The organism is Paenibacillus forsythiae T98, assembly GCF_000520735.1.
GTDB classification, from domain to species: domain Bacteria; phylum Bacillota; class Bacilli; order Paenibacillales; family Paenibacillaceae; genus Paenibacillus_AQ; species Paenibacillus_AQ forsythiae.
In genome coordinates this window covers 23,277-36,800 of the sequence record NZ_ASSC01000645.1, presented here as the reverse complement: position 1 = coordinate 36,800, position 13,524 = coordinate 23,277, and the positions used below count along the sequence as shown (strand labels likewise).

The 13,524-nt window shown below is 49.9% G+C and carries 14 protein-coding genes and 1 pseudogene; 10 read left to right on the top strand and 5 right to left on the bottom strand.

Features of this window, described 5'->3' with window-relative positions; all coding sequences use genetic code 11:
* Positions 1-146 precede the first annotated feature (146 nt).
* From L692_RS0120010 to L692_RS0120000, 3 genes are all read left to right on the top strand, one after another.
* Positions 147-1,532: an MATE family efflux transporter gene (locus L692_RS0120010; RefSeq protein WP_025701824.1), complete on the top strand. Its 1,386-nt coding sequence runs from the start codon at positions 147-149 to the stop codon at positions 1,530-1,532.
* 92 nt (positions 1,533-1,624) lie between these two features.
* Positions 1,625-2,047: an ArsC/Spx/MgsR family protein gene (locus L692_RS0120005; RefSeq protein WP_025701823.1), complete on the top strand. Its 423-nt coding sequence runs from the start codon at positions 1,625-1,627 to the stop codon at positions 2,045-2,047.
* Between the two features lie 211 nt (positions 2,048-2,258).
* On the top strand, positions 2,259-2,585 hold the full coding sequence (locus tag L692_RS0120000; protein WP_025701822.1) for a NifB/NifX family molybdenum-iron cluster-binding protein: 327 nt from the start codon (positions 2,259-2,261) through the stop codon (positions 2,583-2,585).
* Positions 2,586-2,985: 400 nt separating this feature from the next.
* Here L692_RS0120000 and L692_RS0119990 read toward each other — a convergent pair whose 3' ends face one another.
* Entirely contained in the window at positions 2,986-4,101 is a 1,116-nt protein-coding gene (locus L692_RS0119990; protein WP_025701820.1) for an amidase domain-containing protein, read from the bottom strand.
* Positions 4,102-4,390: 289 nt separating this feature from the next.
* On the opposite strand from L692_RS0119990, the gene L692_RS0119985 reads away from it, so the two are divergent.
* Both L692_RS0119985 and L692_RS0119980 read left to right on the top strand, forming a co-directional pair.
* The gene (locus L692_RS0119985; RefSeq protein ID WP_025701819.1) at positions 4,391-4,738 is read left to right on the top strand and encodes a hypothetical protein; all 348 of its coding nucleotides are present in this window, start codon (positions 4,391-4,393) and stop codon (positions 4,736-4,738) included.
* Positions 4,739-4,780: 42 nt separating this feature from the next.
* On the top strand, positions 4,781-5,119 hold the full coding sequence (locus tag L692_RS0119980) for a hypothetical protein (protein ID WP_156940532.1): 339 nt from the start codon (positions 4,781-4,783) through the stop codon (positions 5,117-5,119).
* A 251-nt stretch (positions 5,120-5,370) separates the two neighbouring features.
* Here the strand turns inward: L692_RS0119980 and L692_RS0119975 are convergent, their stop codons facing one another.
* Positions 5,371-6,456: a glycosyltransferase family 4 protein gene (locus L692_RS0119975; RefSeq protein WP_025701817.1), complete on the bottom strand. Its 1,086-nt coding sequence runs from the start codon at positions 6,454-6,456 to the stop codon at positions 5,371-5,373.
* A gap of 16 nt (positions 6,457-6,472) precedes the next feature.
* Entirely contained in the window at positions 6,473-7,279 is an 807-nt protein-coding gene (locus L692_RS0119970; RefSeq protein WP_025701816.1) for a glycosyltransferase family 2 protein, read from the bottom strand.
* A gap of 433 nt (positions 7,280-7,712) precedes the next feature.
* Between L692_RS0119970 and L692_RS0119965 the strand changes: the two genes are divergently transcribed.
* From L692_RS0119965 to L692_RS0119950, 4 genes are read left to right on the top strand one after another with little or no spacing between them, the layout of a single operon-like run.
* Positions 7,713-8,561 (top strand): ABC transporter ATP-binding protein, encoded by an 849-nt coding sequence (locus L692_RS0119965; protein ID WP_025701815.1) that lies wholly within the window; start codon positions 7,713-7,715, stop codon positions 8,559-8,561.
* A gap of 24 nt (positions 8,562-8,585) precedes the next feature.
* Positions 8,586-9,362, top strand: a complete 777-nt coding sequence (locus L692_RS0119960) for an ABC transporter permease (RefSeq protein ID WP_025701814.1) — start codon at positions 8,586-8,588, stop codon at positions 9,360-9,362.
* A gap of 31 nt (positions 9,363-9,393) precedes the next feature.
* Complete coding sequence (locus tag L692_RS0119955) at positions 9,394-10,416, top strand: ABC transporter substrate-binding protein (protein WP_025701813.1); 1,023 nt, start codon at positions 9,394-9,396, stop codon at positions 10,414-10,416.
* A 21-nt stretch (positions 10,417-10,437) separates the two neighbouring features.
* The gene (locus L692_RS0119950; protein ID WP_025701812.1) at positions 10,438-11,637 is read left to right on the top strand and encodes a radical SAM protein; all 1,200 of its coding nucleotides are present in this window, start codon (positions 10,438-10,440) and stop codon (positions 11,635-11,637) included.
* 205 nt (positions 11,638-11,842) lie between these two features.
* Here the strand turns inward: L692_RS0119950 and L692_RS34130 are convergent.
* Positions 11,843-12,109 (bottom strand): annotated as a pseudogene (locus L692_RS34130) (transposase); the annotation flags it as partial.
* Between the two features lie 117 nt (positions 12,110-12,226).
* Positions 12,227-12,709, bottom strand: coding sequence for a hypothetical protein (locus L692_RS32020; RefSeq protein WP_156940531.1), 483 nt, complete (start codon positions 12,707-12,709; stop codon positions 12,227-12,229).
* Positions 12,710-13,266: 557 nt separating this feature from the next.
* Between L692_RS32020 and L692_RS0119940 the strand changes: the two genes are divergently transcribed.
* Entirely contained in the window at positions 13,267-13,467 is a 201-nt protein-coding gene (locus tag L692_RS0119940; RefSeq protein ID WP_025701810.1) for a hypothetical protein, read from the top strand.
* The last annotated feature ends 57 nt before the right edge of the window (positions 13,468-13,524 follow it).

Here is a 13,524-nt window from a genome sequence, read left to right as displayed (position 1 = left end):
TAACCCCCCGTGGAGGTTCGAGTCCTCTCGACCGCATACTCAGATAAATAAATGATAATGCAGGCCAAGCCATTTAGCAGCTCTTCAAATATGAAGAGCGTTTTTCTTTTTTTTGGGACCAATTTAAGGTAGAAAGGTGAGGATATATGATCCAGCCTAATGCGAGCATGAATAGAGGGTTCCTTGAAAAATATTTCTCCGGACAGTCCATGGACTACCGCCAGATGATCGCGCTGTTTATTCCGATTCTGATCGACCAGGCTTTTGTGGTGGGGCTTAATCTCTTGAACACGGCCATGATCAGTTCAGCGGGAGTGGCGGCGATTAGCGCCGTGAATATGATCGACTCCATTAACATTTTCTTAATCAGCGTGTTTATCGCCGTGTCGACGGGCGGAACGGTTGTAGTTGCCCAATACAAGGGAAGCGGCAACCATGCGATGGTCTCCAAGGCGACGGCGGGCGCTGTATCCTCCGTTTCTTTACTGGCGCTTGGCGTCGGGTTATTCGGAGTGCTGTTGCACGGTCCTCTGCTTAACCTCCTGTTCGGGGCGGCGGCGCCGGATGTTATGGCTAACGGCAGAACCTATTTGATCGGAAGCAGCATCTCCTTCCTGGGCATTGCGGTTGTGGAGGCGGTGTGCGGGGCCCTTCGGGGAATCGGCAGTACGCGGGCTTCGCTCGTTCTGTCGCTGATTATGAATCTGGTGTACGTTCTCTTGAATCTTGTATTCATTAACCTGCTGAACATGGGCGTTCTCGGCATGAGCATATCGATCAATATAGCCCGGTATTTGGCGGCGCTGTGCGCCCTGTACTATTTGTTCCGGCTGGATAGCAGCCTGCAAATCAAGCTTCGCGACATTCTGTCCTTCAATTTGTCCATGCTCAAGAAAATTATGTTCATCGGCCTGCCGTTTGCGGCGGAGCAAATGTTCTTTAACGGGGGCAAAATCCTGACCCAAATCTTTATCGTGAGCCTGGGCACCTATGCGATAGCGACCAATGCGATCGGCGCCGCTTTTGCCGGGGTGATGCAAATTCCCGCGAACGCGCTGGCTCTGACCATTATTACGGTGGTCGGTCAATGCATGGGGCGGGGTGATGTTAAAGATGCGAGAAAATTCATCAAATCGTTTATTGTGGCGTCGTCGCTGTCCTTTGCGCTCATGGGCTTGCTGATTTTGCCGTTATTCAGGCCGCTCGTATCGCTGTTTCATCCCCCTGCTGAAATTGTGGACGATATTTTCCTGATTGTGCTTATCAATACGCTTGTTCAAATTCCGCTGTGGGCTATCAGCTTTATTCTCCCCTCGGGGCTTCGGGCGGCGGGCGACTCCAAGTTTACCTCGGTCGTGTCCATGCTGTCCATGTGGCTGTTCCGCGTCGTGCTTGGCTATATTTTGAGCATTGTTCTCGATTTGGGCATTCTCGGCGTCTGGCTGGCGATGGACTGTGAATGGGCCGTGCGGGGCGGGATTTTCCTCAAACGGTTCCTCGGCAAAAAATGGTACCAGCACCGCCTTATTTAGAACAATTATTGTCTAGATTGTGAGATTCATTGCCAGGTTAAGAGTGCTGCCTTATTATGGATTTAATAAATCTATCTTTAGGGGGTACTTGCATGGCGCATATCATTTTCTATACCAAACCCGGTTGTATGGGAGCTGTCCGCCAAAAGGCGCTGCTGGAAAGCTACGGCCATACGCTGGAGGAACGGTCGCTGCTGAGCGCGGAATGGACGCCCGAGACGCTGGAGCCTTATCTTGCCAGCCTGGAGCTGAAAGAGTGGTTTAATCCGAATGCTCCTGCGGTCAAATCAGGCCAGATGATTCCTGGGGCCCTGTCCCGGGAGGACACGCTGGATCTGCTATGCAGCAATCCTATCCTGATCAAGCGGCCGCTCATGAATATCGGCGGTCAGGTGCTTGCGGGCTTCGATGCGGAATATCTGAAGGAAATTGGCCTGTGCGAAGTTCCCTCCGGCTACAATACGGGATGTCATAAAGAGGATCAGGGCGGCGCCTGCGCGTCCTCCGGGTCGTAAACAAGGAATGAAGACATGAGAGAGTGCCTTGACGGGGCGCTCTTTTTGATCTTCCGCCGATTTTGCCAATTGTCGGGGCGCGCCGCCCTGTTCAAATGTTAGCTTAGCTCCCGCCGTTTCCAAATGTTCATTGAACAGCCTTGGTATTCTATCAGGCAGGCTGTATAGTGTTGTTAATATTCAGGCACTTACAGTAGGAGGAGGGATGCAAATGGCAAGCAGGGTTGCGATAGGCAGCAGCGACGGGCAATGGATTGACCAGCATTTCGGCAGCTGCGAGCAGTTTATGATTTATGATGTATCCGCAGAGGGAGAATGGACTCTGGCGGAGGTCCGCAAGACCGGAAGCGACGGCTTTACGGGCAGACACAGCCAAGAGCAGTTGAACAAAATCATCGGCCTTTTATCCGATTGCAGCACCGTGCTGGTCAGCCGGATCGGCATGGGGGTCGGCGAGGAGCTTAAGGAGCGCGGGATTGCGTTCAGTACCGATTACATCTCGCTTAAGCATGCGCAGGAGAAGCTTGCTACTGCCTGAGTCCTCCGCTGCCGGAGATGTTACTCTTATTCATCAGGATATTCCCGGAAGAGAGGCTGCCCGAAAGGGACAGCCTCTTCGTTCTGTAGTTTATTTGGATGTATCAAGCGGATCGTAAGATATAAAAAAAGGTAGAAATTTCGGTGTAATCATAAAACTAACAACTTTTCCGTTTTTATCGTGATAAGAGACTAAGTACTCACCAAAATGAGAATCATATTCTATCCGATCATATTGAAGATGACTATCATGATACTTTAAAGTTGAGTAAAGCCTTGAGGTAAGAATAGCCTCCCCTTTCTGTACGGCAGTAGAAAACTGAAGAACAGCGAAGAGTATTAAAAATAATATTAGATATTTCTTTCTATTTATAGTACTCTTCATCATTTCACCTCTAACATTAAGGTATTTCAAAAAACTCGATATAAGCATAATTACTAATGGCAGTCAATAAAGGATATGCTTGGCGGTTATTCGAATGGCCAGCAAGAAGAAAATCTTTATTTGTTGAATCGTAACCAGAGATAATCATAACATGTGTTGGCCAAGTAACAAAACCAGCAGTACCATTATGGAACACAAGGACGTCACCTTTATAAATCGACAAATTATAAATACTAGTATGATTCGATACATAGTAATCTTTACTATAACCATGGACAGTGGATTTAGGTCTCCAATAGTCATTGAATTCATCCTTGCTAATCCAAGGACTAGGATCGGCCAAGGTCCAACTATAATCCAACTCTGCTGCGCTAGCTGGTGATAAGTATGTAGAGTTTTTCTTGTATGAATACCAGTTATCTGCCATTGTCTTGCCGCCGTGCCACAAAGCCTGTGAGACAAAGTTAGTACAATCACTTCCATATCCAGCATTAAATGCAGGGAAAGCTGAATCATAAGTATTATAGTGATTATACGCCCAATCAGCAGCGGCAGTTCCATTATATGAAGAAGCGATGCTAAAAGTTTCTTCTGAGACTTCTTTGGACTTAATTTCTCTTATATTTGCACCCTCTGCTTTATTTACTTCATTAATGGAAATATTTTGATTTTCTTTAGGGTTGATTTCTTTCAAGAAATTTACTGACTCTTTTTCATTAATATTCTGAGCATATCTTTTTAGAAATCCTTTCAGGGCCTGTTGGTTTTCTAGATCGGTAACTGATGGATACACTTTCTTAATTATATGCATCACTTGAATCTTATCCTCTTTATTTAAGGAGGTTGCTTTTTTTAACAGATTAGCGTCCTTGTCATATAAAGCTAGAATACCTGCTACTTTTACATCGGCATTGTAGTAGGACGTAAGAGCGTCGATAGCTATCTGATCTTCAACTACAGGATCAACTAAGTCTGTCTTATTTGGATGAGCAAATTTTTCAAAAAAGTATTGCGTAACATAAGGGTTTTCAGCCTTTTTTGAATCAGGAATCTTTTCGGAGGCATATGCTGGAGCAGAAAAAATGAGTAAAGAACAAATAACACCAAAGAGCGGTTTTTTCCGGTTTTGCACAGAAACATCTCCCATTAAATAGTGATAAAGTTAGGTCAATTAAAGTCGCTTCCTTGTCGTAGAATATTTTTTTCTTTTGTCGCTATACTTGGATCAAATTAGAATCTCCCCTTTTTTAGAGAATATGGTTGTTAATTTATATAATAACCATATATATACATTACGGTTTTTTTGATGGATGTACATAGATTTATATTATTTTATTTCATTTAATGTAACAATATTTAATAATTTGTAACATTTATATTAATTGATTCTATATTGGATGCTGGAAGATCGACCCTAATGCATGGCCCAAGCCACCCTGGTTGGTACAAGGGAAGATCCTTCCATTATCGACGCGCAGCAAGAGGGAGATCCGTTCATCAAGTGGACCTACGACGATCCGGAGAATGATACGCAGGAGAAGTACCGGCTGGAGGTTTTCATGAAGGATGGTCTGCTTGCCAAAGGTGTGGAGAATACGGGCAATACGGGCAATATACAAGACAGTTGCAGATGCCGAACCAGTCTCTGGAACGATTCCTGCACTATTCCGTACAGAACCGGACCTTTTCGAAGAAGAATAACTGGTCTGAGATTTCTAACGAAAAGGCGTTCATCTTGGATAACCCTCCGGTTCAGGGCTTCTCTTTAGTAATAGATATCCACCAAGACGCCTATATACCGTACCGATGTCTTGCAAGTTACCAGGACGGCATACAACGATGATCTGCCGAAGGGGGACACTCTGGTCTATCAATATTACCTGAAACCCAGCGGAGATACGGAGAGCTTGATTAGCGCGTCGGATCACTTTGCCAAACAATTCACGACCAACGACACATTTACGATCCGTCAGGTGGTGACCGATTCATTTGGGCTAAGGAGAGAGTTCTCACGTGCGTTCATCGTAAAAAAATGTCTGCCTGTGGTGGGACGCATCTTTCCAACGAGTGACACGGCATCCACGCCGACCATCATCAGTACAATGACGCCGATTATGAAATGGAGCTATTCCAACGACGGCGATGAGTAGCAGCGCGATACTGGGTACGCATACTGGATGCGACGACCGACAATATCGTCGTTCAGTCCGGGAGCAAGCGTCTGGTCAGAAGCAGTGGATAGTTCATGCGGGAGCGCTTCTGGAGAATCATCAGTGTGCAGTTAGGGTTGATGCCTTTGACGGTTTTGATTGGAGCACCGCTTCACCGCGCAAATATTTCATGGTCAACCTGTTGACTTAAAGGGCGGTGTGAAGCATAGTGCGGAGTGAGACGCCAAACTCTACTTGTTATCCGCAGCCCCTGCGAGCACGGATGCTTCCCCCAGCAGCTCATCGTAAACCCGGAGTATTTCTTCCGCCACGCGTCCCACGCGGTAATAGTCCAGTCCTGTCCCGGCCCGGGCGCGGTAATGCTGGCGCTTGGCTTCATTGGCGAGGAGCTCCCCGATGGCTGTGGAGAGCGCCCTGACGTCCCCCGGCGGGACGAGGATTCCCGCTTCTCCATGATCCAGCGCTTCAGGAATGCCGTCTACATCGGTAGCGACAATGGCGCAGCCTGATTCCCGGGCTTCAATCAGGACAAGCCCAAACGGCTCCTTATGGGAGGCCAGGACGAACACCTCTGCGGCTTTCATCCACCGGCGGCTCTCGGCCTGGAAGCCTGCGAACGTAATTCTGCCGGCAAAAGGCGAGGCGGCCGCCCGCTCCTCGAACCTGGCCCGGTCCGGCCCGTCGCCTACGATATAGAGCCTTGCCTGCGGATGGTCGCCCGCAAGAAGGTCGAAGGCGTCGATGAGATCGGAGATCCCTTTGCGTTCGTACATGCCGGCAACCGTGACAATGGCCCGCCCTTGCAGGGGGACAGGCCCGGACCCGGAATTGCGCGGGCTTCCGATGGTGCCGTTCAGAATGACGCGAAGCTTGTCTTGCCGGACACCCCGGCCTGCCATGGCGCTTGAGACGGCTTGGCTGACGGCAATCACCCGGTCGCCCACCCGCATGAAGTCGGCGCTTTTTTGGAACTCGTTGTGAACATGGGTCACGATCTTATATTTACGGAAGCCTTTCAAATAGCGGGCCAGCAGCGCGCCGGTCATCATATGCGCATGAATGATATCGGGTGAGAAGTCCGCCACAATCCGTCTGAAATCAAAAACAGCCCGCATCAGCTGAGCGGGCTTTCTTGTCTGGTCCAGATTGTAATGCCGGATGTTGTACCTGGCAATAAGCTCTTCATACTGTCCTCCTGCCGATATGATGCCCACCTGATGATTTCTTGCAGCCTGCTCGCAAGCCAGGTCGACCATAACGTTGACGATTCCATTACCCGTTTCCTTCACATGATTGGCGATATGAAGAATACGCACGGAAGTCACCCCTCCTTTAAACTGGGTGTTTCTCGCTTTCGATGGCATAGACCGGTTTCTCCCGTTTCTTGTCCCGGGCATGAAGCTCATACAGCTTGATTTCCTTGAGGAACTCATAATACATCCAGAAAAAGGCGACGCTGAAACCGGCAATTCCTTTCGTAATCATCCGGCGGACGAACAAGGTGTAGATCAGCTTGGCGGGCGGCCTAAGCAGAAGTCTCAGCAGGCTGAAGGCTTTTCCCCGGTCATAATCCTTCCGGGCTTCAAGATCCGTGTACTTGTTGAACCGCTGCACATGGTCCTGAATGCTGCGGTAGCCGTGATGCCAGAGTGTGCCACTCAGACAAGGAACAGCGGACGGATCGACATCCGGGCCTTCGTGCACGAGGACGTCCTTCATCCGAACTTCGTCTTTTTTGTACAATCTTACGAGATGCTCCCCTTTAGGCATCCATCTGCCAAGAAAATCGCCGATCCGGTAGACCGTATAGGCCTTCACCTCATTCTCAGGCTCCTTTTTCCAGGCCAGCAGCGATTTCTGAAGCTCTTCGCTTACTTCCTCATCCGAGTCGATGACAAAGATCCAGTTGCTGGGCGCCTGATCGGCCCCGAATATGCGCTGCTTGGCGTACCCCGGCCAGGGATTGTGGTAGACGCTGCAGCCGAGCCGCTCCGCAATGAGAACCGTTCCGTCGGTGCTGCCTCCATCGACGACGACGATATCGTCCGCAAAGGGGCGGCAGGAGAGAATCGCTTGTTCGATCTTCTCTTCCTCGTTCTGCGTGATAATCACAACGGACAATCGTTTGCTGTCGGTCAATGCTTCGTTCACCTCTTTTTTGGGGGTTGCTCCGCTATTCTCTCGTTTCCTGAAATTGATAGTTTTAGGTTTAGTTTAAGCCCTAAGTCAAACCAGTGTACATACCTCAATAGTTCACCTTATATTCATCCCTTCGAATGAGTGCATGCATGACGATAGCTCCTGCCGGTTTCGTGACGTCGGCCCGAACACAGAATTGTAACAATTTTAGAGAAATATTCGGGATTTACAAACCAGAATATTGACGCCGTAAAACCAAAACAATATAATCCTATCATGTAACTCGGAATTATTCCTGTATCCTTAAATAAAGTCGAGCGGACAGCCGCAGGCCGTATTTTTCTTCCTTCCGGGAGAAAGAAACGGCCTTTTGTGTCTAACATAAGGTCTGCTTCGCGGCTTTATCTTCATTTTGACGAGAGGAGCAATGCAAATGTCCCGCTATCCATTGATCTCCACGGACGCGATAACCGACGCTTCCACAGAAGAGAATGCCTCGCAGTCGATTATTTCGATCAAGCAGCTCGGCAAGTCTTTTGTATCTGGCAGCGGCAAGGGGGCCGTTCGCTACCAGGTGCTGAAAGATGTCGATTTGAACATCAAGAGGGGGGAGTTCTTTATCCTTCTGGGTCCCAGCGGCTGCGGCAAGTCAACCTTGCTTAACCTGATCGCCGGCTTTGAGAAGCAGACCGAAGGCGAGCTGCTCGTGGACGGGAAGCCCATTGACCGGCCTGGCAAAGAACGGGCTATGGTCTTTCAGCATCCGGATGCCTCCCTGTTCCCTTGGCTGAATGTGCGGGAGAACATCGAATTCGGCCTACGTATGCAGGGAGTGAGCCGCGGGGAACGCAAGGCCGTCTCCGACCGGTATATCGAGCTGGCGGGACTTACGGGACATGAGCGCAAGTTTCCCCGGGAGCTATCGGGCGGGATGAAGCAGCGGGTCCAGATCGCGAGAGTGCTGGCGAACGATCCGGAGCTTTTGCTGATGGATGAGCCTCTCGGGGCGCTCGACGCGTTCACCCGCAGGGTGATGCAGGACGAACTGGTGCGGATATGGACGGAGACCAAGAAGACGGTCATTTTCGTCACGCATGATATCCAGGAGGCGGTGCTGCTCGGCGGCCGCATCGGTATTATGTCCATTGGTCCGGACTCGCGCGTATTTGAAATCATAGACAACCGCCTCGAATATCCCCGTGATTTAACCTCGCGGGAATTCAATCTGATGCAGAAAAAGCTGCAGAGCATCTTCCAGGACGATCTGTATTTTCATTTATAGGCTTTTTGAAAGGAGGCAAGCGCGATGCGTTTTGTTAGGAAAGGCTTGAAGGCGGGGCTGGTTTCCTGGCTGCTGTTCCTGATTGTGTGGCAGCTGGTTGCGATGAACTCGAATCCGGACTATTTCCCCACTCCCATCCAGACCTTGAAAGGTGCGGTTGAGCTGTTAACGGACAACTCTCTGATCTCCTATGTCCTTATCAGCTTTAAGCGGGTGGTGCTCGGGTGGCTGCTGGGCAGTCTGCTGGGCATTCCGGCGGGCCTCCTGATCGGCCGGTTCAAATGGCTGCGGGAGCTGGTTGAGCCTTACCTGAACTTCTTCCGGTTCATTCCGGCGCTGGCCTTTATTACCCTGTTTATTCTGTGGTTTGGAATCGGGGAGCCGTCGAAGGTCATTCTGATTATGTATGCAACGCTGTTCATCGTCATTCTGAACACGGCGGCCGGTGTGGTCAATGTCGAGGATGACAAAATCCGGTCGGCAAGGTCGCTGGGAGCCTCGGAGCGGCAGATACTGATCCATGTCATTATTCCGGCTGTCGTCCCCGCCTTTTTCAACGGGGTCCGACTGGCTATGGGGAATTCGTTCATGGCTATTGTGGGAGCGGAGATGATTGCCGCCAACGAAGGAGTCGGCTACCTGATCTGGACCTCCAGGCTCTACTCCAAGACGGATTGGATCTTCGTCGGCCTTCTGCTGCTGGGATTGATGGGCTTTGCCGGGGATCAGCTGCTGCGCTGGATGGGCAAGACCACGCTGGGGCGTTACGGAATTGCCAAAGAAACAAGGTTTGGAAAGTAAATTCGACAAGAGCCATGGGGGGACAAGACAAGTGAACAAGAAGTTAAGCAAAGTATGGAAAGCAGTCGCTGCGGCAGTTCTGTTAATGGGAATCGTGATTTCATTGTCAGGCTGCGGAGACGCCAAGGCGAAGCCCGAGGCGGCGGATGGCGCCAAGCTGGAGAAAGTGCGCATCGGGGGAGACTCGGCCATATTCTCGCTGCAATTTCGGGTAGCCAAGGAGCAGGGATTCTTTGAGAAAAACGGAATTGATGCCGAAATATCGACATTCTCCTTTGGTATTGACACATTAAATGCGGTGCTGACCGACCGGGTGGACGTCGGGGAAGCGATGGATTATGCGGCGCTGAGCGCGCTTTCCAAGGGGGACCTGAAGGTGCTGTCCCTGTTCTCCTCGCCGAAAGCGACCAGCTCGAAGCTGTACGCCAGAGACGGAGTAAGCAAGCCGGAGGACCTGATCGGCAAGAAGCTGGGCGTGCAAAAGGGAACGGTGAACGAATACATTTGGGGCAAGTATTTTGAGACGTTCCATATCGACCCGAAGGCGGTTTCTCTCGTCCCGCTGCAATCCACGGCGGAGATTCTGGCCGCTTACGACAGAGGCGATATCCAGGCCGCCTGGTTCGGCACCGCGTTCTTCGACAAGGCGGAGAAGGTGGAGGGCTCCAAAGCGCTTAATGATTTATCCGCGATTAACATCCGGACGAAGGGATTCTTGGTCGCTAAAGATTCTCTGATTAAGGATAAGCCTCAAATTTCGGAGGGGCTGAACAAGGCGCTGGACGAAGCGTCCCGGTATATTGCCGATCATCCGGAGGAGGCCGCCGAACTGGCGTTCAAAGAGTTGAAGATTCCAAAGGATAACGCTCTGCAGGAAATCAAGAATGAATGGGAGTTTGATGTTCGTTTCAATCAGGAGGATTATGACCAGTTGAAGGAGATCAAGGAATGGAGCATTGCGAACGGCTATATCGAGCAGGATTTCAAGCTTGACGACAAGCTGGCGCTGGAAGGATTGAAGGAAGCTTTTCCCGATAAAGTAAATGTCCAGTAAAAAATAAAGGAGATGCATACCATGAGCGATTTGAAAAACCGGCTTCATGAGGAGCTTGCCATTAAGAATGCATGTCAGGTTGAGGGAATAAACGCCGACCCCGCCATTTTCGAAGGGGCAGGACTGGGCGACAAATATCAGGAACAGATTCAGACGCTGTTCGATTACAATCTGCATAATCATACAGGCGTTGTTCTGCCGGTCTGCTTCTATACCCCCGGGGGACTGCGCGTCGGCTACCGCTGGAACGACCGCTCTCCTTATAAGCTGCGCAGAGAGGGCAACCAGTTCATTCTGTACCATGAGCGCAAGGAGCTGTTTCCGGTAACACTGAAGAAACGCCCGAAATATTACAGTCTGAAAACATCGGACGGCGCCAACATGAACCAGGTTGCGACCCACAACGGGGAGGGGGCGATCTTCGTCTCCTACAGCAACGAGTGCTTCCTGAAGGAAACCGGGCATGACTGCAAATATTGCAATATCAACTATACGCATGATACGTATGGGGAGGAGCATGGCGTAAGCTGGAAATACCCGCGCCAAATCGGCGAAACGGCTGCCGTCGCTTACCAGGAGGGAGCGAAGCATATTACAATCAGCGGAGGCTTTATCCCCGAGCGGCGGGAAATTGATTATTATTTCGACGTGGCGGAGGCGATCCAGGAGCATACGGGGCTTCAGGACTTCAATGGAACGGCCGTTATCGGCGCGCCGCTGGACCTTGGTATCCTTGAGCGTTACAAAGACGCCGGTTACCGCACAATTGCCATGAATCTCGAAATATGGGATAAACATATTTTCAATTCCGTCTGCCCCGGAAAGGTGATTCACTGCGGCGGCTGGGAGCATTGGGTGAAGGCGCTGGAACGGGCTGCGGTCGTCTTCGGGCATGGCCGGGTCCGCTCCAACTTTGTCGGCGGCATGGAGACCAAGAAATCTACGCTGGAAGGCGTGAAATATCTTGCCTCCCAGGGGGTAATCGCCTACGCCGGGTCCTGGATTCCGAACCTTGGCTCGGAATATGAGGGCCACCGGTCGCCGCTTCCGGAGTGGCATCTGGACGTTGCGTATAAGATCGTCGATATTTTCCGCAGCGCCGGGTTCACCTATGAGCAGCTGTATGATTCCAGCGCCTCGGCGGACGGCATCTGGAACGATATTTACAAGATTGAGGAGGAGCGTCTGCCGGTCTTCAAGGGCGAGCCTTCCGCCGTCTGATTGTCACGGAAACAAGAGGATAAGGGCAGAATGCCGTCTACGAATTGGTCCGGACTCCTCCCGAACTCTGGTGCATATGGTTAATGCTCTAAGGGGCTGTCCAATAAGTCCCCAAAATAAGAAGTTGGGCGGAGAACGTCATGTTCTGCCCAACTTTTTATTTCGGTCGCTTTTGCGGGAAAGCAGTAAAGCAGATGGCAGCCACCTTCAGTAGATTGTGGGCCAAAGCCACAATTCCAAACTCGGTGTGAACCTCTCTAGCCCTCGCAAGGAGAAGCGACGGAACGAGCGATTGCCCTTGATGTGACCGAACACGCTTTTCACCCACCGCATACAAGTAGTTCTCTTCACTACGATATCCAGCATCGGCAATCACCGTTTTCGGCATCGGCAAAGAAGACGCCGCCAAGCGCTCCATATGTGGGATGAAGCAACGGGTATCGGTAAGTCGCTGGTGGATGATGTAAAACAAAAACAAGAAAAGGCGGTTTTATGTGCTTATTTTACCACTCAACAAAAACGGGGCGACCCAGAAGTCAGGTTTCACTGACTTTCTGGACAGCCCCATTTTTTATAAGCGACATTTATTTTAGCTCTTCGTTTCTTCTACATTGTTAGAAGCAAATCCGGCGTAATCAACGTTCACATTAGCAGTGCCGCAGTGATAGGAAACAATATAATCACCGCCTCGCATGCCTTGCGGGTAATTCACATAGCTTCTCCAAGTAAAAGACTTACCTGGTGCAACATTTTCTGTAAAGTATATCATGCCGGAAGTAACATGTTTAACGGATATTGTAACAGTGCCTGCTCCTTTATTCAGGAAATACAACTTAACATGTCCATAGCCAGTTGGTACGAAAAATGAAGAGGAGGTTATAGTAGATCCCGATGTATTTCCAGACCAGTTGTTACCAAAAGGAGAAGGGGTGATTACAGGCCCGCCATCCCCAACCCCATAAGTAGACTTACTTGATGACCTTTCATTTGTTGCAGCAAAAACCGATGGAACTGCTAGGCCTGTTGCCAATGCTAAAGATAAAGCCCCCAATAAAACTCCTCTTTTTTTCATTCTCAATCTCCTGTTTTCTCCTATTATATATATTTACAATATAATTACTTATTTACATTGTACTACATATTACAGTAATCAAATTATCAAAAAAGGGAATTACAGTCAATATAAATTGAGATCGGTTTACATATTTCAATAATGATATAACTTTAGTTAAACTCCCATGCGTTTAGGATCAGTCAGGTTGGCAGCAGCGGCAAGTACGAACTTTTGGTCTTTACGCCAACATTGAAGGTCAGGTGACTGCAAATCCAACCGTGGATTTGCATAAGCTGCTGCGTAAAGCACATATCCCGGGACCGTATATTTTGGTCGGCCACAGCATCGGGGGGCTGAATGTCCGGGTTTTGCAGATCGCTGCGAGAATGAGGTAGCCGGGGTTGTATTCGTGGATTCCTCGCATGAGAATCAAGAAGAGGCTATTCTGGCATCGTTGCCGCCAGAACTGCTCGATCTGTATATAGGGCAGTTCACGGCTGAAGGGAATTACGCCGAGGTAACAAAAAGTCTGCAAGAAGCTGCCCACACGCGTAAAAAAGGATCGTCTGCGAAATGTGCCGCTGACCGTAATTTCGGCTACGGAACACGGCACCGGCCCCGAGATGGAGGAAATCTGGGCCGGGTTGCAGGATGACTTGGCGGCACTATCTGATTACAGTCGTCATGTGGACTCTCCGGCAACGGGCCATTACGTGCATCTTGAGAACCCACAGTTGGTAATCGACGAGATCGTGACTTTGTTTGCGCGACTGTAAATGTCAAAAAACGCACTTCAATTGAAGCGCGTTTTTTGAGCAATGGGGTGTATGCTT

What these genes read in the sequence shown, in the direction of transcription:
- L692_RS0120005 (WP_025701823.1), top strand. Translation starts at nt 1,625, where the DNA reads ATGGCGCATATCATTTTCTATACCAAACCCGGTTGTATGGGAGCTGTC.
- L692_RS0119985 (WP_025701819.1), top strand. Translation starts at nt 4,391, where the DNA reads ATGGCCCAAGCCACCCTGGTTGGTACAAGGGAAGATCCTTCCATTATC.
- L692_RS0119950 (WP_025701812.1), top strand. Translation starts at nt 10,438, where the DNA reads ATGAGCGATTTGAAAAACCGGCTTCATGAGGAGCTTGCCATTAAGAAT.
- L692_RS0119960 (WP_025701814.1), top strand. Translation starts at nt 8,586, where the DNA reads ATGCGTTTTGTTAGGAAAGGCTTGAAGGCGGGGCTGGTTTCCTGGCTG.
- L692_RS32020 (WP_156940531.1), bottom strand. Translation starts at nt 12,709, where the DNA reads ATGAAAAAAAGAGGAGTTTTATTGGGGGCTTTATCTTTAGCATTGGCA.
- L692_RS0120000 (WP_025701822.1), top strand. Translation starts at nt 2,259, where the DNA reads ATGGCAAGCAGGGTTGCGATAGGCAGCAGCGACGGGCAATGGATTGAC.
- L692_RS0120010 (WP_025701824.1), top strand. Translation starts at nt 147, where the DNA reads ATGATCCAGCCTAATGCGAGCATGAATAGAGGGTTCCTTGAAAAATAT.
- L692_RS0119965 (WP_025701815.1), top strand. Translation starts at nt 7,713, where the DNA reads ATGTCCCGCTATCCATTGATCTCCACGGACGCGATAACCGACGCTTCC.